Source organism: Desulfosporosinus fructosivorans (genome assembly GCF_004766045.1).
Lineage (GTDB): Bacteria > Bacillota > Desulfitobacteriia > Desulfitobacteriales > Desulfitobacteriaceae > Desulfosporosinus > Desulfosporosinus fructosivorans.
Map to the genome: position 1 here is coordinate 31956 of NZ_SPQQ01000012.1, position 23874 is coordinate 55829.

Here is a 23874-nt window from a genome sequence, read left to right on the forward strand (position 1 = left end):
TCAGGAGGGAAAAGAACATGGAAGATAGAGTATTATTCAGTCGCCGTAATTTCATAAAAGGTTCGGCAATTCTCGGCAGCCTAGCTGTAGTGGGAGGCTTCTGGAGGGGTCTAGATAGTGGGGTATTCAGTACTAGTAAAGGTCCTGCCTATGCCGCATGGGAAAATAGCTTCGAAGGTGTCGAAGGATTAGTAGATGCCGCGATCTTGGCTGCGAACGCCCATAATGCCCAACCCTGGCTTTTTAAATTAGGGGACTCTTCCATAGACATTAAGGCAGATACTGACAGGAACCTTGGTGCAGTTGACCCCTATTCAAGAGAAATGTACATTAGTTTAGGCTGCGCCCTTGAAAACCTGACAATTGCTGCCAAGGCAAAAGGCTTTTCACCAAAAATAACCTATTTTCCCAATAAGCAAGACAGTTGGCATATCGCCACCATTGATTTGGCTACAATGGCTCCACTTCCTTCAGCACTCTATGATGCCATTCCCAAGCGCCATATGAACCGGGGGCCTTATGATAAAACCCGCCCTATTTCACCAGAAATAATTCAGACATTAAGTTACCTTAATACGGACAGCTCAGACGTTAAATTATCTTTCTTCAATACCCAACAGGACAAACTTAAAATCGGACAGGCAATGATTGAAGCAACACAGGCTTTAATTAGTGATAAGGAACAGATCAATGTTGATTCCAAGTGGATGAGGAAGTCGTGGCAGGACATTCAAAAATACAAAGACGGTATAACAACAGATGCTCAGGGGCTACCCACTCTCACCCGTATTATTGCCAAAATGCTACCGCCTATGTCCCAAGAACAAAATAACGAATTCTGGCTTAATACACTTAAAGACAAGCACGTGGGAACTGCCGCCGCTTTTGGCTTTATAGCCGTCCCCGATCTTACGAATGATCTGCAAGTCGTCAAAGCAGGGCAATTATGGGAAAGACTTCATTTATGGGCTACCTCCAAAGGCCTCGGCATGCAGATTATGAACCAATTGTCCGAACGCAGAGACAGGGAACTGTCACTCAACTTGACACCACAATTTGGAGATAAGCTACGCGAAATCTTAAAGACTTCGGAATGGCACAGTATCATTCAGTTTCGAATGGGCTATCCAACTATAGAAGCGCTTCCCAGCCCCAGAAGACCCGTTAAAGATGTCATTGATTCTAGTATTTAATAGATTGCTTACTCCAAACGTTATTTTTTCGAATCGTGTTTAGCCTCTGGGGTTCAGTAAATAGGCGAAACGTCACGCCAAAAGATAATATATAATTATTATACTAAAATGTACGCAAAAGGCCGCGCCTCCATACGCTGATTTTCTGAGGAAAGGCTTCCATAGCTTTTCATGTTAGTCGATTAATGTGAGAAAATCTATAATTTCGAGGTGCAAGAAATGAAAACTGTGGTAATATACAAGTCTAAAACAGGTTTTACAAAGAAATACGCAGAATGGATTTCGGAGGAATTGTCAGCCGATCTTTTTGAGGGTTCTAAAGTCACAACTAATATGCTGACTGCCTATGATACCGTGATTTACGGTGGAGGTTTGTATGCCGTTGGTATCAGTGGGGTAAAATTGATAACAAAAAACCTGGACAAGCTTAAAGACAAAAAAGTTGTTGTCTTCGCTACGGGGGCGTCGCCCTGTAGAGAAGAGGCAGTCAATGAAGTAAGGAATATGAACTTTAATTCCATAGAACAGAAACATATACAGTTCTTTTATTTAAGGGGCGGATTTGATTATAGCAAACTAAAGCCTATCTATAAAGTGCTGATGACATTACTAAAATGGAAGATCATATGGAAGATCAAACGAAAAAAAGAATTAACACATGATGAAAGAGGTATGCTCGAAACTTACGAAAAGCCAGCAGATTTTACAAGAAAGTATAAAATAAATGAAATAATTACTTATGTTACTTCATGAAAATTCTAATTATGTGAAGTCGAAGGTCAAACGGGGAGTTTAAGAGGCCGCCGTCCATGGCGGCCTCTTGCTTCGCGGGGTGTATGGAATCGTATAATTACACATGGATGGTGCTATTGTCATAATCTTAGGAGGACGACCAAGCATTAAGCGGGAGAATGTGACCAAGGCCTTGAAATTGTATGATACACAGAACGTGACAACACAGGATATTTGTACTATGTGCAATCTTAGCAAGAACACTCTCTATAATTATATTCGTCAAAGAAAGTTAACGCATGATAACGTTCCTATTATTATCGAAGGAAAAATTTAAGTTATTATTTATGGAAAGCGATTATCTGCTTGCTTGCACCTTAATGTATTACACGCTCAAAGCTCCTTAACTTGGTTCTTTGCAGGAAATTGGTGGACATGGCCTAACGAATACTACAAGTGGAACATAATCTTAGGGTTTATGGCATCATTGCTTAACGAACAAAATATTGCTTGTCCTCACCCGAATGGGTTTTTAAAAAATGGCCTACGAGAGAATGGTAAATGGATTTGTGCTGACCCGGAAATGGCCTTGAGCTCTTACACAAATGACGTTTTATTGAGTGAATCGGGCAATATGATGCGCGAAGAATAAGAAACGACCCAATGTAGTCGTCGGGGGTGCAGAGAGTGTGGTCAAGTCTGCGCCAAAGAATCGCCCCAAATAAGACTTGTCCAAGAAGTGGGGGAAAGCTCTTTTAAGGCTGACCCGAAATAGCTTCCCCCCACTTCGCCACTATCCATGCCCCCAAGATAAGACGTGCCCTAGATTTTTAAGAGGGTGCGGGGGGAACTTTATTTGTGCGCTCCGGAAAGACGGATTGGAAATTCTCTTGAACGGACGCCGTAGGAAACTAGCGTAAACGCAAGAAAAGTGGACTTTGATGATCGAACCAAAACACACTTTTCGGGGGTTAAAAATAGGAAAATGAAAACAGCCAAATCGTCGTATAGAGACAGATTTGGCTAAATATAGGTAAATGGTATTTTAGCGGCTGTCCGTAATACTACTTATAGGACCCAAGGAGTAAAATAAAGAATTTTTATGCACGGATGCTCCTATTACCCCTATGTCGGCTGTACCCCCAAAAAGCGCTTTTTGCCTTTTTAGCGGGATGGGCATAAATAGCCATATTAAAAAGTAAAGGTTTGTTTTATGTTTATATCTCATTAAAGGGGGAGGAATTGGACCGTGTTAAATAATAACTTATATATTATAAAAAACATTCGCTTGTTTCCCAAGGATGTTATGAGGGATATGCTGGAAAAAGGAGAAAGGCTTTTTTTCGAAAAAGGGGAACACGTTATTATCCCTGGAATGTTAATGCAATCTGTTTATCTCATAGAGGCGGGCAATGCAAGTGTATACAAGCTTCATATTGATGGAAAGGAGTGTATTCTGGGATTAGTATCCCCTAGGGAGTTTGTAAATCTTATAGATATTTTCTCTGGCAAGGAAACTACTATATTTTGTAAGGCTTTAACGGATCTATCCATTGTGAAAATACCAAAACAAGAAATTATAACAATTGTTAACGAAAATCCTACTTTGGCCATTAATCTATTACATTTCTTTTCCGAGCGGTACCAAGAAGTAATCGAGGTTTTAGAACAGGTGGCCTACGGTAAAGTGGAAGAAAGGTTAATTTTCTTACTTCGCAAACTGGCCGACCCTTTAGAAGGTGACGGAGACTGGTATCCTTTGCCGGTTTCCATAACGCATAGGGATTTAGCGGGTATGATTGCTTCCACCAGGGAAACAGTGACCCTATTGCTAAATAAGTTACGGCAGGAAAACATCATTCGAATCGATAACAATAGAATCTGGATTTATTTAGACGAAACTCGTTTAAAAGAGTTTAATATTTGTTAAAAGGTAAGCCTCCTTACATACATGGAGCTTCCCACATGCTAACCTCTTAAAGAGAGGGGAGGAGTTTACGATGAATAATATTGACTTTAACGTGTTAACGCAAACTATGAGCGCAATGAAGGTGGACCAAAATTTAGCCATAAAGAAATGGGTTGCGAAGATTCACTGGGTAGATGGCGTACAAAATCAAGTGGGGATAAGGGAATTTACCCCATTTGAAATGGATCAGCCAAAGCCTATGGGCGGAATGAATAAAGCCCCAAACCCTGTAGAATATTTAGTAGCTGCTGGCGGAGGATGTTTTGCAATAACCTTTCAGGTGTTAGCGAGCCAGCAAGGGATAAAGCTGGAGAATGTAGATGTCACAATTGAAGCCGATTTAAATGCCGCGGTGTTTTTAGGGATCGAGGAGGGTGATGGCGGGATTTTAAATCCGGTTATTACTTTAACTGCGGAGACTTCCGCGAGTAAAATACAAGTCATGGAAATTGCGAATATTGCCCTTCGAAAATCGCCGGTTTTGGCAAGTTTAAAAACGAAAGTAAATCTAGTAATAAAATAGATACTTGTAAATAAGTCACCTGATCTGCCGGGTGGCTTATTTTCTGTTGTACGTACGGGTCCCGGTCGGGCTTTATTTACAAAATTACTCTTATAGGACTCAAATTGCAATCGCACTAATAAAGTTTAAACTATTCTTGCGGAGGGTGATGAAGATTGTTAAAGCTTAACATAAATCCAAAAGTAAATAACACATGCCCTATATGTGGAAATCTGGGTCAAAAGGTAAAGAAAATTACTGTAGAGTATCAGGTGAAAAATAATATAACACCATATGGAGAACAGTTTTTTTTGTGTCGAACCCCAGAATGTGAAGTTGGTTATTACACCGAAGACGGGAAGGTAATTAGCCAAGAGCAATTAAAAAATAAAATTTGGTTTAAAAAAAATATTTCTTCCCCTATTCCTATTTGTTATTGTGCAAACGTTTCGGAAGAAGAAATTCTTTACCACGTTGCTGAGGCACAGTGTTGTTCGACTTTAGAGGATATTAAAAGACACACAGGGGCAAATGCAGGGTGTGAATGCACAACAAAGAACCCTGCGGGTGGCTGATGTGCTTCCGTGGTGCAATCGGTGATTGCCAAAGGGTTAAGTATGAGAAATAAAAAAGACCTTTCTTAAAGGTCTTTTTTCATATGGAAATAGCTTTTTAGCTACTGTACGTAATCGCAATTATAGGGCCCAGGGCCAAAAGAAATAGTTTTGTAAGTATTGGCTAATACTGTGAACATATCTTAAATTCAGGCTCCGAGGAGGCTGGTTCCACTGCCAACTTCTTCGGAGATCCTAAACATTAAACGAGCTGGAGCTGGAGCCAGTTCCAAACCAATGACGCAAACACACTAAGACAATATTTATGAGAAGCCGGTTTTCATAACTCTAAGGTGAACCCACTTCTTATTAACCAAAAGTAGATAATAGAATAATTATGATCGGGGACAATACACAAAAATCAGTCAGCAGGCTGGCTACTGAACGTTTTTCTTTGGGCACAATTCACTTAAATTCTTAGCTTTTCTACTACGCTTGAAAATAAGTATAGAATTTGCGATGAAAATATCCCCAATAATATCCATAAAACCTTTGAGGATAGGCTTTCCCAATACTTTCACAACTTTTCGTAGTCACCTTATTTATTAGGATTTCGACATGGCCCGTAACGTATAATGACGACACCGGCGAGGATTCGTTCAAAAGGAAAAAAATGTGAACCGGAATACTGTTAAGGTGTGATGTTGGCGAATGGGTAAGGAAATTAAAATTATTATCACGGATGATAACCGTAATTTTTGTCAAATGTTACCCATTGTTGCCGTAAAGCCCCTAGCTTTAGCTATGGGGATATAAGGCAAATCAAAAGACCACGTTGTATCATACACATGCGTTTGGTATAATGTTTTCATGGATATAAACTATAAATCAAACAACAACATTGTCTACTCATGCAAATACCATGTGGTCTGTCCGAAATATCGTCGGAAGGTTTTGGTTGGAGAAATTGAGGCTCGTATAAAGGAATTGATACAAGAAACATGTCTAGAACTTTAATCTGAACTGATAGAATTGGAAATTATACCTGACCACGTGGCAATTTAAGGCGTCTGTCTATGTCGTGACCAGGTGCCTGACACCAACTTATCAACTTAATGAAGAAGACGGTGAAGGTATAAAAGATTGATGCCCGTTTTTCTTTTTGGAAAGTTTGTCTTGCATAAATACAAATGATAAACTATAATTACAGGTGGATAAATAAATTGAATAATTTAATATATATTTGTTCGGGCTCATTCGGATTTTTTACGTATCCGACCTGAATAAATAGTGGGGTCAAGAGATATGAAAGATCCCCATATAAACTTAAAATTAATTTTTAAGTTTATATGGGGATTTTTGTGTCTATATAAGGGGGTGAAATAATTGGAGAGAACACAAGTAGTAGTAATTGGTGGGGGGTGTACCGGGACAGGCATTTTACGGGATTTAGCGTTAAGAGGTATTCCAGCAATCCTGTTCGAAAAAAGAGATTTGGCGTATGGTACGACTGGCAGATGTCATGGACTGCTGCATAGTGGGGCGAGATACTCGGTTAGAGATATAGACGCGGCTAGGGAGTGTATTGAAGAGAATGCAATTCTTAAGCAGATAGCAGCATGTTGTATTGAAGATAACGGTGGAATGTTCGTACACTTAAAAGAGGACGACGAGGATTATGTTAAACAATTTGTTAAGGGTTGCAAGAATGCAGGAATTGAAACGAATGAATTATCACCTCGGGAGGTCCACGAACGCGAACCGAACGTGACAACAAAAATAACTCGGGCGTACAGTGTTCCTGACGCTTATATCGATGTTTTTCAGCTTACCGCGGCGAATGCCCAGGATGCGGTTAACTTAGGGGCTACCGTTAAGACCTATACCGAAATAACTAAAATTGCTGTTAAAAACCGGAAGGTTCAAGGCGTTCATTATCTGGACACGTTAACGGGTGAGGAAGGCTACTTGGCTTGCGATATTGTGATTAACGCTGCCGGACCATGGGGAGCTTTCGTAGCGGCTCAGGTAGGGGTAGAGGTAAATATTGTTTGCAATCGCGGAGGCCTAGTGGTATTTAACAAACGCATCACCCATGGCGCGGTAAACAAACTTAAGATACCGGGTGATTGCGATCTTATTTTACCGGGTGGGCCAGTTTCAATATTGGGAACTACTTCTATAAATGTCTCAGACCCGGGAGCCACAGATGTCAATCCAGGCGAAATAGACTATATGCTGGATCAGGCGTCAGCCATGTTTCCGGAAATAAAGAAGGCAAGGATCATTAGAGCCTATTCCGGTGTGCGTCCGTTGTATATTCCCAAGACAACCTCGGCTGGTGAAGGCAGAGAAATCAGCCGTAATTTTGTATTGATCGATCATCAGGAAGAAGACGGGATCGCAGGATTCGTTTCCATTCTCGGAGGCAAGCTGACTATTTATCGACTGATGGCTCAAGTGACAACAGACTTGGTTTGCCACAAGCTGGGAGTTAATAAAGAGTGCACTACCCACGAGCGGATTTTGAAAGGTGTTGCGGCAAAAAGTAGCCTGGAGGAAGCCAGGAAGTTCTTGCCTCTGCCAGCCGTGGAAAAAGTAGGGCATCGCCTTGGTCACAACTTGCCACTCTTACTGGAAAAAATTAAAAAGGATCCGCTTCAAGCTGAAATTCTGTGTGAGTGCGAGTTTGTAACAAGAGCCGAGTTGGAATTGGTGATGGAAGGCGTTATTACAGTACCTGCGCACACGATTAGCGACATAGGTAGAAGGACTCGGCTGGGACTTGGAACCTGTCAAGGGAATTTTTGTGGCTATAAGGCAATGGTTGCAGTTTATGAGAAGGGAATCTGGCAGGGAGAACAAGCTAGAGCTCAACTGTCTAACTTTCTCAGGGACCGGTGGAAGGGTCAGGAAATGATCCCCCATGGTAAACAGAACCAACAATTGGCTCTCAGCTACCAGTTATATGGCGAAACCCTAAAGTAACCGCGCGTTCGGAGAATAAAGCTTTATGCCTTAGATCTCCTAACATATAAAAATGATATTTAGGAGGTGTGTGAAAGAGTTATTTTTCAAGTACCAATGATAAAGTTTTGATTTAACAATAATACAGATAAAAAATGAGGAGATGTTTTAAAAATGAAAGAATTATACCATCCTAGCCTTTTTCCCTTATCGGAAGGTATTAATAGTGAGGACTATGTGGTAGCTACTTATATGGTAGCTGGTGGCGCTCAAGCAGACATAGTGGCTAAATCTGCCGCTTTGGCTATCGAACAGTCGTCAGGTTCTTGGTATGCTATTCCAGGTGAAACTGCAGAAATCAGAGCCAGAAGTGCGGCTAAAGTAATTGGCATCTACAGTGTTCCAAATTACGAACTCATTGCGCAACTTCCAAAAGATCAACCCCGTTATTATGTTTTGAGAGTTGCGTTCCCTTGGATTAACTTTTACGACAATATTCCATTAATGCTGTCTTCGGTGATTGGTAACATTGCCTCCATGCCTAATCTCAAATTGCTTGACCTGGAATTTCCGGAAAGCTACCTGTTACAATTTAAAGGTCCGAAATTCGGTATTGATGGACTTCGGAAGCTGATGAATATTCCAGAACGACCGATTCTTAATAATATGATCAAACCGTGCACGGGCATTACACCTTCAGAAGGGGCAGAACTCTTTTACAATGCTTCTGTAGGCGGCGTCGATTGGATCAAGGACGATGAATTGATCGCCGGTAGTCCTGCTTTCTCACCGCTGGAAAAAAGGGTCAAGGCGTATATGGAAGCAGCTAAGCGAGCTGATGTGGAAAAGGGCGAAATGACATTATTCACGGCAAATGTCACGGACGAAATAGTACGCCTTCGTGATAATGCTTATCGTGCGATTGAAGCAGGTGCAAATGCCATTATGGTGAACGTATTTGGTATTGGGTTCTCAGCATTGCGGATGTTGGCGGAAGATCCAAATATCAATGTTCCGATTTGTGTCCACACTTGCTACGGTGGGGCGCAGACTGTGGCTCCAAATCAAGGAATGAGTACTGAAGTTGCGCAAAAACTCATTAGGCTCTGTGGTGGTGATATGTCGCTTAATGTTGCACCCTCTGCTAAATTCAATGCCCTTCAAGAGAAATTTGTTCGCACTTGGCAAATCGGTTACTCGCAGATGTCTCATATCAAACAGACGTTTAATCTTGTTGGCGGCGGCGTAACACCGGGAATGGTACCCTACTTGATGAATACCCTTGGCAACGATATTATAATTGGGGTTGGCGCTGGCATTCACGGGCATTCAATGGGACCGAAAGCTGGAGCCACTGCCTTCCGTCAAAGTATTGACGCCACGATGAAGGGAATAGATCTCACGGAAGCCGCTAAGACTCAACCGGAGTTGGCCGCAGCGATCAAAACCTGGGGCATCTATGGTGTAGACGACTATGATAAACTTTATGACCTCGAGTCCTAAATATTTATGGGTTAGTTTAACCGCTACTAATACTTCCGCTTTTTAGCGGTGGTATTAGTGGCTTTGCCAATTACCAAAAAGTCACGAGATGACGCTTTGAGCAAAATGTTATTAGGTAGGGGATGAAAATTGGATAATTTGCAAGAGTCTGTTTTAGTTATAGGCGGAGGTTTGGCCGGAATTACTGCGACTGTCGTAGCAATAAAGCGTGGCGCAAAAGTAACTTTGGTAACCAACGGACCTGGTACCTTGGCGATGAGTGGGGGGAGCATCAGTATCCAAGGTATGGACCTAAAACACCCCTGCTTGGAAAAAGCCATGGGATTTTTCACTGCTATGATGGCTGCAGCAGGATGTGAGTATAAGGGCGAGCTCCGGCAGCGACAATTGGTTCCGAATGCAATGGGTAGCTTTCAAGAGGTTTCGATGGCTCCCGCTTCTATCTGGTCAGGAAGACCTGTCAATGGCAGCAAAGTAATGGTGTTGGGTATACGTGGTCTTAGCGGTTTTAATGCAAATCTAACAGCAGAATTGCTATCTTTGTCTGCTGGCAAACTAAATTTGCAAGTAGAATATACAGGCAAAATGATTGATGTTCCTTGGCTCCAGACCCCCGGTTTTAATGCCTTGGATATAGCCAACCACCTTGAAGATCAACAAAACCGGGATAAATTAGCTGAAATGATTAAACCACTGCTTGAGGATTATAACTTGTTATTAATGCCAGCAATTCTAGGCCTACAAACAGGGAGTACTGAGTTTGCGAGATTTGAGGAGAAGGTAGGATGCTCTGTCGGTGAACTATATACAGTACCTCCTTCAGTCGTGGGTGTGAGGATTTTCCAATGTTTATTGAAATATTTGCAGAAAGCGGGCGCAGAGATTAATTTTGGTTACCCTATTCAATCCCTGCAATTACAAGCTGGACGTTGCACGGCAGCTATCCTGGATACTCCGGGTCGAAAACGCGTCATCAAAGCGGATAACTTTATCTTAGCCACCGGCAGAATTAATAAATTTGATCTTGTTTTAAATTACGAGGGCAAAGATACTGAATGGGATCAGGAAGAGGAGGCTGCAGTTAATGAACAGATGCAATTACTCAATCGGGATAAGTTGCCAGTGGCCGTAAATGTTTATGGTGCCGGTAGTATCTTAGAGGGCTTTAACTATAGGAATGGAAATGCTCAGGCAATACTGACAGGGTATCAGGCGGGTATTATAGCGGCGGGGGGTGAAAAGATAGAATGCTAAAAGAAAAACTAAACATTGATGGCTGTTTAAAGTGTTCTTACTGTAACACGGTATGCCCGGTGTTAAAGGTACGTCCTGACTACCCCGGCCCGAAGAAATTGGGATCAGATATAGAACGTTTTCGGCGTGAAGGATTGAGTTTCGGCGAAGATTGGGTTGATTATTGCCTTGGCTGTGGACAATGTAGTTTGGTATGTCCTAATCAGGTTGGTGTGTCTGAGTACATTGCCGAGGCCAAAGCACGCCAAAAAAAGAGCGGTATAAAGAAGATCCGCGACTATGTTTTCGCCCGTCCTGCTTTGCTTGGAAAAATGAGCACAATGACGGCACCTGTCAGTAATTCAGTGTTTAAAATGGCAAGTGCTTTAATGCCTATCGGGGGGATTACCTCTCGTCGAACGTTTCCATCCTACGCAAGTAAGGCCTTGAGAGGATCAGGCGTAAGCAAACACGAGACTGATGAACGGAAACAGATACTGTTGTTTCCGGGATGTTTTATTAAATATAATGATCCTGGTTTAGGCGAAACTGCCATAAAGATTCTGGAAAGAGCTGGCTATCTGGTGGAAATTGCCCATACAGGTTGTTGTGGGCTTCCAGCGACTGCCGATAAAAAGGAATCTCTGACCGATGCCAAAAGCAATATTTTAGCTATGGAAGATTCCGTGACGAGGGGTTCGAGAGTCGTGACCCTTTGCACGAGTTGCGGTTATACCCTCAAATCCAAGTATACTAAGCTATTTCCAGACAATGATCGGTTGGGTAAACAAGCTGATATGATCGCCAGCAACACATATGACCTTGGTGAACTTATGGTGGAGTTGCTAGAAGAGGGTAAGCTAAAGCTACCGATGAACACGCCGCCTTTAAAATTAGCCTATCATACGCCTTGCCATTTAAAAGCTCAAGGCATTGGCAGGCCTTGGTTTAAAATTCTAAAGGGTATTCCAGGTCTGGAAGTGGTTGACTTAGATGCAGGCTGTTGCGGTATGTCGGGAACTTATGGATTTAGACAGGAAAAATATGATATTTCGATGAGAATAGGGGAGAACCTCTTTAATGCTATCAATGAGAACAAACCTAATCAGGTGGTGACGGAATGTGCTACCTGCCGTATGCAAATTGAACACGGTACCCAATACAAAGCGCTGCATCCGGTGGAGTTTTTTGCCAAAATCCTTCGTCAGTAAGATGTCTCATTCATTGTTGAGGACGGGCATTATGGAAGGAAGTTATCAATGAGAAGAACAAAGATTATTTGTACGATTGGACCCGCTAGCGAAACTAGAGAAAAAATCCAACAGCTATTAACGGCAGGAATGAACGTCGCTAGACTGAACTTTTCTCATGGAACTCATGAAGAACATGGCTTACGAATGTCAGTATTAAAAGAGGAAGCGACGAGAGCGGGAAAACATTTAGGAATCCTACTTGATACAAAAGGGCCTGAAATCCGTACCAATATGGTTCAGGAAAAGGGTATTACGCTTACCAATGGTGCTGCGTTTATTTTGGATACGAACTCCGCTCTTGGATCTTCAGAAAGAGTCGGAATAACTTATAAAGAGTTATGGCTAGACGTTGTTGCGGGAACCCATATTTTGATTGATGACGGACAGTTGGATTTGGAAGTCACGTCTGTACAGCAAGAAGAGATCAAGACAATTGTGCGCAATGGCGGTATTTTAAAATCACAAAAAGGCGTGAATGTGCCTGGAGTTTCAATAAGATTACCTGGTTTGACTGAAAAGGACATTGAAGACATTCGTTTCGGAATTACCCAGGGAATCGATTTTATTGCGGCTTCCTTTACCCGTAAAGCTTCTGATATTTTGGCAGTGCGCCAGATTGTTGAGGAGATGGGAGCAACTGTACAAATCATTGCGAAGATAGAAAGCCAAGAGGGAATTGATAATCTGGATTCTATTCTGGAAGTCGTCGACGGGTTGATGGTTGCGCGTGGAGACCTTGGCGTGGAGGTTGCGGTTGAAGAAGTTCCTGTTTATCAAAAAGAGATGATTCGAAAATGCAATTTACAAGGTAAACCGGTCATTGTAGCAACCCAAATGCTTGATTCAATGATTCGCCAACCTCGTCCAACACGGGCGGAAGCTAGTGACGTAGCGAATGCCATATTAGACGGAGCAGATGCCATTATGCTGTCAGGAGAAACCGCTGCCGGGAAATTTCCCGTTGAGGCGGTGCAAATGATGGATAAGATCGCAAAGCGTTCAGAAACAACGCTCTTAGAAACTAAGACAACTCGCCATCCTAATCTTAATGTGGCAGAGTCAATCAGCTATGCCAGCTATAACATCGCTGGAGATCTCAATGCGACTGCAATTTTGACACCGACACAATCTGGATTAACTGCGCAGTTGATTTCTAAATATCGTCCTAAGTCGCTTATAGTAGCGGCTACCCAATTTCCTGAGGTCGCGCGAAAACTGACGTTGCAGTGGGGGATTGAATCCTTAGTGGTTCCGGAAAGTTCTGGGACAGATCAATTATTGTCAGTGGCAATAACGGCGGCAGTTGATAAAAATTACATTCAAACTGGGGATGTTGTCGTGATAACTGCAGGGGTTCCGGTTGGTAAGGTCGGCACAACGAATATGATTAAAGTCCAAGTGGTCGGTGGAACCTTAGCGAAGGGCACGGGCATAGGGAGAAAATCTTATATGGGTACTGCCCGGATAATCCAGTTTCCAGATCGAGAGACTTTTAATAAGGGTGACATACTTGTCACTCGTTCCACCGATGCCCGATTTATCCCGTTGATTGCACGGGCAGGTGCGTTAGTCATTGTGGAAGCCGGCTTAACGTCTCATGCCGCGATTGCCGCTATAGAATACGGCATCCCGGCAATTATTGGCCTATCAGACGCTCTGACCAAAATATCCGAGGGACAGACGATTACAGTCGATGCTTTTGCCGGAGTTATTTACAAAGGAACTGTTAGTATTTTGTAAGATGGGCAAGGAATGAGCGACTCGTGTGCTGACTGCCCATTAACTCCTCAAATTGGGGTTTTCATAAGGATAAAGGGGGGAAGTTTCATGAATTTTATAACAGATGTTTATGCTCGTGAGATCTTGGATTCTCGGGGGAATCCGACAGTAGAAGTGGATGTTGTGCTTAAAGATGGAATTATAGGTCGTGCAGCTGTCCCGTCAGGCGCTTCTACTGGAGCTTTTGAAGCAGTGGAACTTAGGGACGGGGATGTTACACGTTTTATGGGTAAAGGGGTACTGAAAGCAGTTGAGAATGTTAACTTACTCATCAGCCCAGAAGTTGAGGGTCTAAATCCGTTCGACCAACCAGGATTGGATCACCTATTGATTGAACTTGACGGAACCGACAATAAGGGGAAATTGGGAGCCAACGCAATCCTTGGTGTTTCCTTAGCCGCAGCGAAAGCAGCTGCAGAGTCGTTGGGGTTACCCCTCTATCAGTATTTGGGTGGCGTTAATGCGAAAGAACTTCCAGTGCCGATGATGAATATTTTAAATGGCGGTAGTCATGCCGATAACAATGTGGACATCCAAGAATTTATGATTATGCCAGTCGGAGCGTCTAGCTTTGCTGAAGCCTTACGCATGGGGACAGAAGTGTACCACAATCTAAAAGCCGTACTTAAAGAAAAAAACCTCGCCACAGCAGTCGGAGATGAAGGCGGTTTTGCACCCAACCTGGCCTCCAATGAAGATGCGCTGCTTTGCATTGTTGACGCGATTCAACGGGCAGGATATATTCCTGGAGAACAAGTGGCACTCGCTCTTGATGTGGCAGCCTCAGAGCTTTACGAAAATGGAACCTATAACTTAGCGAGCGAAGGGCTTAATAAGACCTCAGATGAGATGATTGATTATTATGAGGGACTGATCTCACGCTATCCAATTGTTTCTATAGAAGACGGGCTGGATGAAGACGACTGGGAAGGCTGGCGTAAGATGACTGAGCGCTTGGGAGACCGGGTTCAGCTCATCGGTGATGACTTATTTGTGACCAATCCTGAGCGCTTGGCTCGTGGGATCAAGGAGAAATGCGGTAATTCCATTCTCATTAAGCTCAATCAAATCGGCACCTTAACCGAAACACTAGATGCCATCGAAATGGCGAAACGGGCAGGCTATACCGCGGTCGTCTCTCATCGTTCAGGAGAGACAGAAGACGTCACTTTAGCCCATATTGCGGTTGCAGTCAATGCTGGTATGATAAAAACTGGCGCTCCAGCACGAACCGAGCGGGTGGCCAAGTACAACGAATTGCTTCGCATTGAGGAAGAACTTAGCGAGAGAGCGATTTATCGTGGCAGGAACGCTTTATCTGGAAAATTATGGGTTTATTAAGACTGAATTTTATGAAAATTAATACTTGTACAAACTCGTATGATATGATAAAGTTCATATCAAGAACATTAAAAATTTAATATTTGTTAAGGTTGTAATCGGATTCTTAATATATCCGGCACCTGAAACAATACTGGGGTCAAGAGTTATGAAAGATCCCCATATAAACTTAAAATATTTTTAAGTTTATATGGGGATCTTTCTGTCTAAATAAGGAGGTGAAATCAACAACGAAAAAAGAGGAGGAAGAAGCGCTAAAATAGGTTAAGAAGGAACTTCATTTGAAAGTGTTAGCACTGGCTGAAATGGAGCTGATCAGCGGTCCTTGGCAAAGCATTTTGAACCAGCGAATAAACTCACTGAAGCAGAATGCGAAGATGGATGTTAGAATTAGTTAACCAGCCCTAATTTCATTTTTACTACGGGTTAGATTAAAAAAATAGGTGCGTAGAAAAGAAATGCAAACATACGTAAGTTGCACATTAAATCTTCAGAAATTTTAATAAATGAATGGAGAGATTTAGTATGGAAAAAAAGTATATTATGGCATTGGATGAAGGTACTACTGGTGTAAGAACCATAATTTTTGATAACAAGGGCAATATTGTAGGTGAAGCTACGCAGGAATTTATTCAAATATTCCCTACCCCGGGCTGGGTCGAACATGATCCTATGGAAATACTGCAATCACAAATTGAAGTAACCCGGCAAGCTATCTGTAGAGCTAAGGTAGCTCCTGAAGAAATACGCGCGATTGGTATAACCAACCAGAGAGAGACGACTGTAATTTGGGATAAAATAACAGGAAAACCGATTTATAACGCAATTTGCTGGCAGTCGCGGCAAACAGCTGAAATTGTTGAAAAATGGATTGCCGACGGATTGGCCGATGAAATTAGAGAGAAAACTGGTCTAGTTATTGACGCTTATTTTTCTGCTTCAAAAATTCCATGGATACTTGATGCTGTGCCCGGCGCACGACAACGAGCGGAAAAGGGTGAACTTTTGTTCGGGACAATTGACACTTGGCTGATCTGGAACCTTACTGGCGGTAAAAGTCATACGACCGATTATTCCAATGCCTCTCGTACCATGCTCTACAATATTATGAAGCTGGACTGGGATGAGGAACTCTGCCGCAAGCTGGATATACCTATGGCGGTTTTACCTAAGGCTATCGATTCAGACGGCGATTTCGGGACCACGATAGCATCCCTTTTTGGCGCTGAGATACCGATTAGGGGTAATGCTGGAGACCAGCAGGCAGCTCTTTTTGGACAGGCATGTTTCAAACCTGGTATGGCTAAAAATACCTTCGGTACAGCGGGTGTATATGTTATGAATACTGGTGATAAACCGGTATTCAAAGAAGGTCTAACGACGACTATCGCTTGGGGAGTTGACGGGAAAGTAAGCTATGCCTTGGAGGGTGTAGTATTTATTTCCGGAGCGACGATCCAATGGCTACGCGATGAACTTAAACTTATCTATACTGCGGCTGATACAGAATGGTATGGTGCCACGGTGCCTGATACTGGCGGTGTTTATTTGGTGCCGGCGTTTGTGGGTCTGTGCGCTCCATATTGGGATATGTACGCGCGGGGAATGATTATCGGTATTACCAGAGGCACTACTAGAAATCATGTGATTCGTGCAGGCCTGGACGCACTGGCATACCAGACCAAAGATATTATCAACGCCGTGATACAAGACGGTACCATTGAAGTAGCCGAACTAAGAGTTGACGGTGGAGCCGTTAAAAACAATCTGCTCTGCCAGTTCCAATCCGATATTCTGGGAATACCGGTTATTAGACCCAAGATTACGGAAATGACCGCTCTGGGTGCCGCTTATTTGGCTGGACTGGGTAGCGGTTTATGGAAAAGTACCGATGAAATTGCCGAGCATTGGGCTATTGATAAAGTGTTTAAACCTGTAATGGCGGAAGAAGACCGCGAAGACCTTTATTTTGGCTGGCAGGAGGCTGTTAAACTTACCAGGGGCTGGGCTAAAAGAGTGAAAACAGTTAAATAATTCATTGATTCAGAGGCTGCGCGGTATTGTGCGGTATGGAAGTCGCACTCATATTCAACGAATACGGTCTGAATAATAAGTGATTAGGGGGCTTTTATTTATGACAAATTTATTGGGCGAATTTATTGGAACCTTAGTGCTGCTTAGCTTTGGTGTTGGTTCGTGTGCTAACTTAACACTAAAAGATTCGAAAGGTGAAGGTGGCGGCGGCGGCGGTGCTTGGATCGCAGTAACGACAGGTTGGGCTTTTGGAGTAGTATTGGGAGTATTTACCGCGATTGCTTTAGGTGCGCCACAAGCTGATTTAAACCCGGCAATTACTTTGGCGAAAACGATGTTGGGGGTTTATACCCCAGGACATGCGCTGATCACGATGTTGGTTCAAGTGGCCGGTGGTCTAGCTGGGGCTGCAGTTGCGTGGCTTATCTATTTACCACACTGGAAAATTACCGAAGATAAGGCTGCTAAAATGGGCTGCTTTTGCACAGCTCCGGCCATTCGCACCCCCATAGCCAATCTAATTACGGAAACTGTTGTTACTTTAATATTAGTATTTTTAGTTTTCGTAATCTTTTCGAAAGACCTAAGCGATGGCGGCGCAAAATTTGCAACCGGTTTTGGCCCCTATTTGGTGGGTATCTTGGTTTGGGGGTTGGGTCTTGCCTTTGGAGGCCCTACGGGTTATGCCATCAATCCCGCCCGTGACCTTGGTCCTCGTATAGCGCATGCCATATTGCCTATGGGTAATAAAGCATCCTTTGACTGGGGTTATGCTTGGATTCCGATAGTAGGTCCGATGTTTGGTGCTGTTTTAGCAGTCATAATGGGCAAGACATTTGGTATCTTATAACAAATTAATTTATTCACGAGTTCGTAACGTGAATCTCTAACTCCAGTGCAAGGGTGCTGGACATTAGCACTGAAGTTGGAGTTCTAAATTATTAGCAATATTTATCAAGGTCAAGATTATGTATTTAAAAAGAAAACATTAAAGCTACTTCGTTCAGAAAAAAATTATCTTAACCGACTCAGCATACATAGAGACCATTTAGGCTAAATAGTCTCTATGTATATTTCAAAATACTATTAAGTTAGTTAGGGTATTAGGTGATGAAATCGATTATTTTAAGAATATTTTTTAGTCATAGGAGGATGTTTAATTTCCGCTGCTGCCGTTGGCGGTTTAATCACGAGTTGAGGAGATAAAATTGAAATGCAGAAAACAAATAAAGCTGCAATTAAACTCATTGTTTTTGATCTTGATGACACATTATTGAACAGTAATTCATCAATATCGCCGCGGACTTATCAGGCTATTCAGCAAGTAGTGGCAAAAGGAATTAAAGTGACGCTGGCAACCGGAAGAATGTACTCTTCGGCAATTCCCTTTGCTAGGAGCCTTGGACTGGGTATACCGGTGATTTCCTATAATGGAGCACAGATTTCCTCCTACCCGTCAGGCGAACGGCTGTTTCATAATCCCATTAAGCAGGAAGTTGCCAGGCAGGTTATGCAGTTGTGCCGTGAACGGCAGTGGTACATTCAAACTTATATAAACGATGTTCTGTATGTGAAAGAAATAGATAAGCGTGCAGAATTATATGCTAGAATTACCGGGGCAAAACCAATACCGGTAGGGGATCGCTTATACACCATATTGGGAGCACCGACGAAAATGCTAGCTATCGCTGAACCAGGGGAGATTGAGCTATTAAAAGAGGGATTCCATACTCAGTTGGGGAATGTTCTATGTATAGCGGAATCAAAGCCTAATTTTCTGGAGATCAACGACCTTGCAGTTAATAAAGGCGCTGCCCTGAGGTTTGTTGCTAGTAGGTTGAACATCAACCGGCAGGAAATTATGACTTTCGGCAATGGTATTAATGATATTGAAATGCTCAGCTATTCCGGGTGGGGAGTAGCTGTTAGTAACGCCCCTTCGGCTGTTAAGAATATTGCCCGTCTAGTCACAGGCTCCAATGATGAGGAGGGTGTGGCTGATGTAATTGAGAAGTATGTTCTGAGTTGATAGTATTCGCAGTTAATAAAGCAAACAATATATAGAAAATAATAATTTATAGAAGGGAGATAGCGTACATGCTTCCTAAAGAAATGATGTTGGCGGCATTACTGGAATGTCCGATTATTGCATCTCTCCAGAAACCAGCGCTGGTTCCTGATGTCATCGCCAGTAATGTCCGAGTTGTAATGGTTTCATCAGGCAATATTCTTAATATTGTTGATATATGTAAGGAATTGCGCAAACATAATAAATTTGTATTGGTACACATTGATTTGATCCATGGCATGGGTAGAGATAAGTTTGCCATCCGCTACTTAAAAGAGAAAGCAGGTATCGACGGTATAGTAACTCCCAATGGTCAACTGATTGCTTCTAGTCAAAAAGAAGGTCTCGTAACAGCCCAGCGACTATTTGCCCATGATACACCGTCAGTAACCAGTGGACTTAATGCCGTGAGTCATTCTAATCCGGATTTTATCGAAATCATGCCCGGTCTAGCTGTTCCAGAAGTTTATGAACTGATTAGAAGGCATTTTCAGCAACCCATAATTGCTGCCGGATTAGTTAAAAAACACAAGGATGTCAAACAAATTCTGAAGGCAGGTGCAGTAGGGATCGATACAAGCAACCAAAATTTATGGAATTATTCTATGACTACTTAGAACCAAGAGGTCAGTCACAATAGTTCCAACTGGAGGGACCAATGCAGAATTTTGTTTTTCAATGCGCTACCAAAATAATTTTCGGCAGAAATACAGAAAATCAAATTGGAAATGAAGTTAAGAATTATTCTCGTAAAGTACTTCTTCACTACGGGGCAGGGAGTATAAAGAGGTCGGGACTTTACGATAAGGTTATAAAATCACTTCAAGAAGCGGATATAGAAATTTTTGAGTTGGGTGGTGTGTTGGCAAATCCCAGACTCAGCATGGTTAGGGAAGGAATAAGTCAATGCCACGAAAATGGTATTGACTTCATTCTTGCCGTCGGGGGAGGAAGTGTCATTGACTCCGCCAAGGCAATCGCGGTGGGTGTGCCCTATGATGGGGATGTATGGGACTTCTTTATTCGAAAATCAACCCCCGTAAGGGCCCTTCCTTTAGGCGTGATACTTACGATTCCTGCCACCGGGAGTGAGGCCAGCAAAAGTGCCGTGATCACCAATGAAGACGGCTGGTACAAGAGATCTATCGGTTATGATTTGCTCCGTCCGGCATTTGCCATTATGAATCCCGAATTCAGTGTTACCCTGCCTCCTTACCAGACAGCAGTCGGAGCGGTAGATATCATGTCTCATGTTATGGAAAGATATTTTACCAATGTGACCAATGTCGAGCTTACTGACAGATTATGCGAGGCGACCTTAAAGACGGTTCTAAGAAACACGCCTCTTGTTATGCAAGATCCAGAGGACTATAACGCAAGAGCAGAGATTATGTGGGCAGGGACAATAGCTCACAATGATCTACTAAGTACAGGCCGGATAGGAGACTTTGGTTCACATAAGATCGAGCATGAATTAAGTGGAATCTATGATGTCGCACATGGCGTCGGTCTGGCAGTCATTTTCCCGGCGTGGATGAAGTATATTTATAAAAACAATGTCGATCGATTTGTTCAATTTGCCGTCAGGGTATTTGACCTTGAAATAGACTTTGAAGCTTCTGAGAATACCGCATTAGAAGGCATTAACAAATTAGAAGAATTCTTTAAGTCCTTAGATCTTCCGACACATTTAAGCGAATTGCATATAACTGATGAAAGATTCGAGGAAATGGCAAGTAAGTGTACGGAAAAAGGACCGGTCGGTTTTTTTACCAAACTCTATAAGGAAGATGTCCTAAACATTTTGGAGTTAGCCAGATAGAAACCTATCCATTACTATCCTTCCTACTGCTCTGAACGACCCGAATAAGAGTCCAAGTAACTGTATAAAGAACTGAGATACGAAAACCACTGACGCATATCAATAGACGTCAGTGGTTTGCTTTTTATATGGAGTCAACGTATGGTGTAAGAGGGTAAAGCCATAATGATGGAAGATTGACATTCAGGCCTAAAGGGAGTAATTTTTAGAAACAGACAAACAGAAGGATTTGAATAGATTTTGAAAAAATTAGTCATTGGAATATTAGCACATGTAGATGCGGGCAAGACGACATTATCAGAGAGTCTGCTTTATCTGAGCGGTAAAATTGGCAGATTGGGAAGGGTGGACAATAAGGATGCTTATTTAGATACCTATGAGCTAGAAAGAGCAAGAGGTATCACCATTTTCTCCAAGCAGGCCATGTTTGAAATAGGGGAGACTCAGATTACCTTATTAGATACCCCGGGACACGTAGATTTCTCGGCTGAAATGGAAAGAACGTTTCAGGTACTGGATTATGCCATTTTAGTGATAAGCGGTGCGAACGGGGTGCAGGGGCATACCAAAACATTATGGCGGCTCCTTCACACGTATCAGATACCAGTTTTTTTATTCGTCAATAAGATGGATCAGAAGGGGACGGATAAGGACAAGTTAATAAAAGAATTGAAAAAGCAGCTGGATGATGGGTGTATTGAGTTTGGACAAGTTGAGACGGACGATTTCTACGACCAACTGGCCATGTGTGAAGAAATAATGATGGAAACCTTTCTGGAAACGGGAGATATTGAAACTTCGCAGATTAAAAGAGCTGTCACGGAGCGCAAAGTTTTTCCGTGCTTTTTTGGTTCCGCTTTAAAATTAGAGGGTGTTGAGCAATTGAGGCAGGGCATTGTGAAGTATGCCATGATACCTTCCTACCCCGTTGAATTCGGGGCTAAAATATTCAAGATAGCAAGAGACGAGCAGGGGAACCGCCTTACATATATGAAGCTTACTGGCGGAAAACTTAAGGTGAAAGATGTCTTAACGAATAGTATCTGGAAAGAGAAAGTTAATCAAATTCGTATCTATTCCGGACGGAAATTCGAGGCAGTGAATGAGATAGAGGCAGGTTCTGTATGCGCAGTAACAGGACTCAGCCAAACCAGACCGGGAGAAGGTTTAGGGATAGAGGGAGCTTCAGATACACCAGTATTGGAACCCGTACTGTCCTATCAGATTATTCTGCCGGAAGGTTGTGACCCAAAAGTGATGCTTCCTAAGCTGCGTCAGATTGAAGAAGAAGAGCCGGAACTTCATATTATATGGGATGAGCAGCTGCAGGAAATTCAAGCACGGATTATGGGAGAGGTGCAGATTGAGATTCTCCAGAGCCTTATTCAAAACCGTTTTGGTGTTGATGTAGCCTTCGATGCAGGAAGGATTGTCTATAAGGAGACGATTGCTAATCTAGTAGAGGGGGTAGGGCACTTTGAGCCCTTGCGGCATTATGCGGAGGTCCACCTGTTACTCACGCCGGGTGAGCCGGGGAGCGGTCTGCAGTTTGGGGCAGAATGCAGTGAGGATAGCTTAAGCAAAAGCTGGCAAAGACTTGTTTTATCCCATCTGGAAGAAAAAGCCCATAAAGGAGTTCTAACAGGGTCTGGGATTACGGATATGAAAATCACTTTAGTCTCAGGTCGGGCACACAATAAGCATACCGAGGGGGGTGACTTCAGAGAGGCTACCTTCCGTGCAGTGCGTCAAGGTCTAAAGGAAGCTAAGTCCATATTGTTGGAGCCTTTTTATGCCTTTCAACTGGAACTGCCTGAGAAAATGGTTGGAAGAGCTATGTCTGACATTGAGAAAATGCATGGCACATGCGAACTATCCCAAACAAATGGCGAGATGGCGGTTCTTGTGGGGAACGCCCCTGTTGTCAGCATGAGAAATTATCAGCAAGAGGTAGTCGCCTATACCAAAGGACTTGGCAGGCTGTTTAGCAGCCTGAAAGGGTATGAACCATGCCAAAATGCCGAAGAGGTCATAGAACGTATCGGATATGATTCGGAAAGAGACTTCGAAAATCCGACAGGTTCTGTATTTTGTGCTCATGGTGCAGGATTTTTGGTGGATTGGGATGCAGTAAAGGACTACATGCATGTTGAAAACTATCTTAAGGGAAAAGGCTCGTCGGGAGAAACAGCGCTAAACCAGGCCTCGTACACAGAAGAGCGGTCGATCAGTTTAGAGGAGATTGACCAAATTATCAATAAAACCTTCTATGCCAACCAAGGGAAGAAGTCTGCCTGGAAAAGTCGCAAAACAGCCCTCGAAAGCTATTATGAACCGGTTACCTATGTCAGTAGAGAGAAGGAAACCAAAGAAGAGTATCTCCTTGTGGACGGCTATAATATTGTCCACGCCTGGCCTGAACTGAAAGAACTTGTAGATGACAATATGGACGGTGCCAGAATGAAATTGCTGGATGCTCTCAGTAATTATCAGGGGATTCGAGAATGTCAGATTATCGTTGTGTTTGATGCTTACCGTGTTCAGGGGCATTTGGAGGAAGTAATCGACTATCATAATATTCATATGATATATACTCGGGAGGCACAAACGGCGGACCAATATATTGAAAAATTTGCTCATGATAATCAGAAAAAATATAATATCACCGTTGCAACGTCAGACGGTTTACAACAGCTCATTATCAGGGGGGCAGGATGTGCCTTATTATCCGCTAGAGAACTGAAGGTTGAGATCGACGGGGCTAATGAAAGAATTAAGCAGGAACATCAGGCAACAAAGGGAATAGATCGTAATTACCTGGCAGATGCATTGTCTCCAGCCGCGAAACAGCAGGTGAAAGAACTGATTAATAAAGAAAAGTGATGTAATTTAATTTGCTCTCCCCCTTTAAAGTAGAGAGCATT

Annotated in this window: 17 protein-coding genes and 1 pseudogene; all 18 read left to right on the top strand. The window is 42.8% G+C overall.

Annotation, left to right across the window (positions count from 1 at the left end; all coding sequences use genetic code 11):
- Positions 1 to 17 precede the first annotated feature (17 nt).
- Complete coding sequence (locus tag E4K67_RS24070) at positions 18 to 1193, top strand: Acg family FMN-binding oxidoreductase (protein ID WP_158408565.1); 1176 nt, start codon at positions 18 to 20, stop codon at positions 1191 to 1193.
- 219 nt (positions 1194 to 1412) lie between these two features.
- On the top strand, positions 1413 to 1946 hold the full coding sequence (locus tag E4K67_RS24075) for a flavodoxin domain-containing protein (protein WP_135551416.1): 534 nt from the start codon (positions 1413 to 1415) through the stop codon (positions 1944 to 1946).
- 1228 nt (positions 1947 to 3174) lie between these two features.
- Complete coding sequence (locus E4K67_RS24085; RefSeq protein ID WP_135551420.1) at positions 3175 to 3855, top strand: Crp/Fnr family transcriptional regulator; 681 nt, start codon at positions 3175 to 3177, stop codon at positions 3853 to 3855.
- A gap of 70 nt (positions 3856 to 3925) precedes the next feature.
- Entirely contained in the window at positions 3926 to 4417 is a 492-nt protein-coding gene (locus E4K67_RS24090) for an OsmC family protein (protein WP_135551422.1), read from the top strand.
- Positions 4418 to 4572: 155 nt separating this feature from the next.
- Positions 4573 to 5040, top strand: coding sequence for a (2Fe-2S)-binding protein (locus E4K67_RS24095; RefSeq protein WP_274594911.1), 468 nt, complete (start codon positions 4573 to 4575; stop codon positions 5038 to 5040).
- A gap of 780 nt (positions 5041 to 5820) precedes the next feature.
- A pseudogene (locus E4K67_RS24100) lies at positions 5821 to 5964 on the top strand (transposase); the annotation flags it as partial.
- Positions 5965 to 6336: 372 nt separating this feature from the next.
- On the top strand, positions 6337 to 7938 hold the full coding sequence (gene glpA / locus E4K67_RS24105; protein WP_135551426.1) for an anaerobic glycerol-3-phosphate dehydrogenase subunit GlpA: 1602 nt from the start codon (positions 6337 to 6339) through the stop codon (positions 7936 to 7938).
- 153 nt (positions 7939 to 8091) lie between these two features.
- Complete coding sequence (locus E4K67_RS24110; protein WP_135551428.1) at positions 8092 to 9420, top strand: RuBisCO large subunit C-terminal-like domain-containing protein; 1329 nt, start codon at positions 8092 to 8094, stop codon at positions 9418 to 9420.
- A gap of 129 nt (positions 9421 to 9549) precedes the next feature.
- A complete protein-coding gene (locus E4K67_RS24115; RefSeq protein ID WP_135551430.1) occupies positions 9550 to 10674 on the top strand; it encodes an FAD-binding protein in 1125 nt (374 codons plus the stop codon).
- Positions 10668 to 11864: an anaerobic glycerol-3-phosphate dehydrogenase subunit C gene (locus tag E4K67_RS24120; protein WP_135551432.1), complete on the top strand. Its 1197-nt coding sequence runs from the start codon at positions 10668 to 10670 to the stop codon at positions 11862 to 11864. Before E4K67_RS24115 ends, E4K67_RS24120 begins: the two co-directional genes overlap by 7 nt.
- Before the next feature lie 48 nt (positions 11865 to 11912).
- On the top strand, positions 11913 to 13646 hold the full coding sequence (pyk, locus tag E4K67_RS24125; protein ID WP_135551434.1) for a pyruvate kinase: 1734 nt from the start codon (positions 11913 to 11915) through the stop codon (positions 13644 to 13646).
- 87 nt (positions 13647 to 13733) lie between these two features.
- A complete protein-coding gene (eno, locus tag E4K67_RS24130; RefSeq protein ID WP_135551436.1) occupies positions 13734 to 15026 on the top strand; it encodes a phosphopyruvate hydratase in 1293 nt (430 codons plus the stop codon).
- A gap of 525 nt (positions 15027 to 15551) precedes the next feature.
- The gene (gene glpK / locus E4K67_RS24135; RefSeq protein ID WP_135551438.1) at positions 15552 to 17060 is read left to right on the top strand and encodes a glycerol kinase GlpK; all 1509 of its coding nucleotides are present in this window, start codon (positions 15552 to 15554) and stop codon (positions 17058 to 17060) included.
- Positions 17061 to 17160: 100 nt separating this feature from the next.
- A complete protein-coding gene (locus E4K67_RS24140; RefSeq protein ID WP_135551440.1) occupies positions 17161 to 17910 on the top strand; it encodes an MIP/aquaporin family protein in 750 nt (249 codons plus the stop codon).
- Positions 17911 to 18273: 363 nt separating this feature from the next.
- Positions 18274 to 19089 (top strand): Cof-type HAD-IIB family hydrolase, encoded by an 816-nt coding sequence (locus tag E4K67_RS24145; RefSeq protein WP_135551442.1) that lies wholly within the window; start codon positions 18274 to 18276, stop codon positions 19087 to 19089.
- A 68-nt stretch (positions 19090 to 19157) separates the two neighbouring features.
- On the top strand, positions 19158 to 19745 hold the full coding sequence (locus tag E4K67_RS24150; RefSeq protein WP_135551444.1) for a glycerol-3-phosphate responsive antiterminator: 588 nt from the start codon (positions 19158 to 19160) through the stop codon (positions 19743 to 19745).
- Positions 19746 to 19786: 41 nt separating this feature from the next.
- A complete protein-coding gene (locus tag E4K67_RS24155) occupies positions 19787 to 20950 on the top strand; it encodes an iron-containing alcohol dehydrogenase (protein WP_135551445.1) in 1164 nt (387 codons plus the stop codon).
- A 240-nt stretch (positions 20951 to 21190) separates the two neighbouring features.
- A complete protein-coding gene (locus tag E4K67_RS24160; RefSeq protein ID WP_135551447.1) occupies positions 21191 to 23833 on the top strand; it encodes a translation factor GTPase family protein in 2643 nt (880 codons plus the stop codon).
- Positions 23834 to 23874: the final 41 nt, after the last annotated feature.

Excerpts from the sequence above, each read along its gene's own strand:
- E4K67_RS24155 (WP_135551445.1), top strand. The coding sequence starts at position 19,787 with ATGCAGAATTTTGTTTTTCAATGCGCTACCAAAATAATTTTCGGCAGA.
- E4K67_RS24075 (WP_135551416.1), top strand. The coding sequence starts at position 1,413 with ATGAAAACTGTGGTAATATACAAGTCTAAAACAGGTTTTACAAAGAAA.
- glpK (WP_135551438.1), top strand. The coding sequence starts at position 15,552 with ATGGAAAAAAAGTATATTATGGCATTGGATGAAGGTACTACTGGTGTA.
- E4K67_RS24070 (WP_158408565.1), top strand. The coding sequence starts at position 18 with ATGGAAGATAGAGTATTATTCAGTCGCCGTAATTTCATAAAAGGTTCG.
- E4K67_RS24145 (WP_135551442.1), top strand. The coding sequence starts at position 18,274 with ATGCAGAAAACAAATAAAGCTGCAATTAAACTCATTGTTTTTGATCTT.
- eno (WP_135551436.1), top strand. The coding sequence starts at position 13,734 with ATGAATTTTATAACAGATGTTTATGCTCGTGAGATCTTGGATTCTCGG.
- pyk (WP_135551434.1), top strand. The coding sequence starts at position 11,913 with ATGAGAAGAACAAAGATTATTTGTACGATTGGACCCGCTAGCGAAACT.
- E4K67_RS24140 (WP_135551440.1), top strand. The coding sequence starts at position 17,161 with ATGACAAATTTATTGGGCGAATTTATTGGAACCTTAGTGCTGCTTAGC.
- E4K67_RS24110 (WP_135551428.1), top strand. The coding sequence starts at position 8,092 with ATGAAAGAATTATACCATCCTAGCCTTTTTCCCTTATCGGAAGGTATT.
- E4K67_RS24120 (WP_135551432.1), top strand. The coding sequence starts at position 10,668 with ATGCTAAAAGAAAAACTAAACATTGATGGCTGTTTAAAGTGTTCTTAC.
- E4K67_RS24090 (WP_135551422.1), top strand. The coding sequence starts at position 3,926 with ATGAATAATATTGACTTTAACGTGTTAACGCAAACTATGAGCGCAATG.
- E4K67_RS24150 (WP_135551444.1), top strand. The coding sequence starts at position 19,158 with ATGCTTCCTAAAGAAATGATGTTGGCGGCATTACTGGAATGTCCGATT.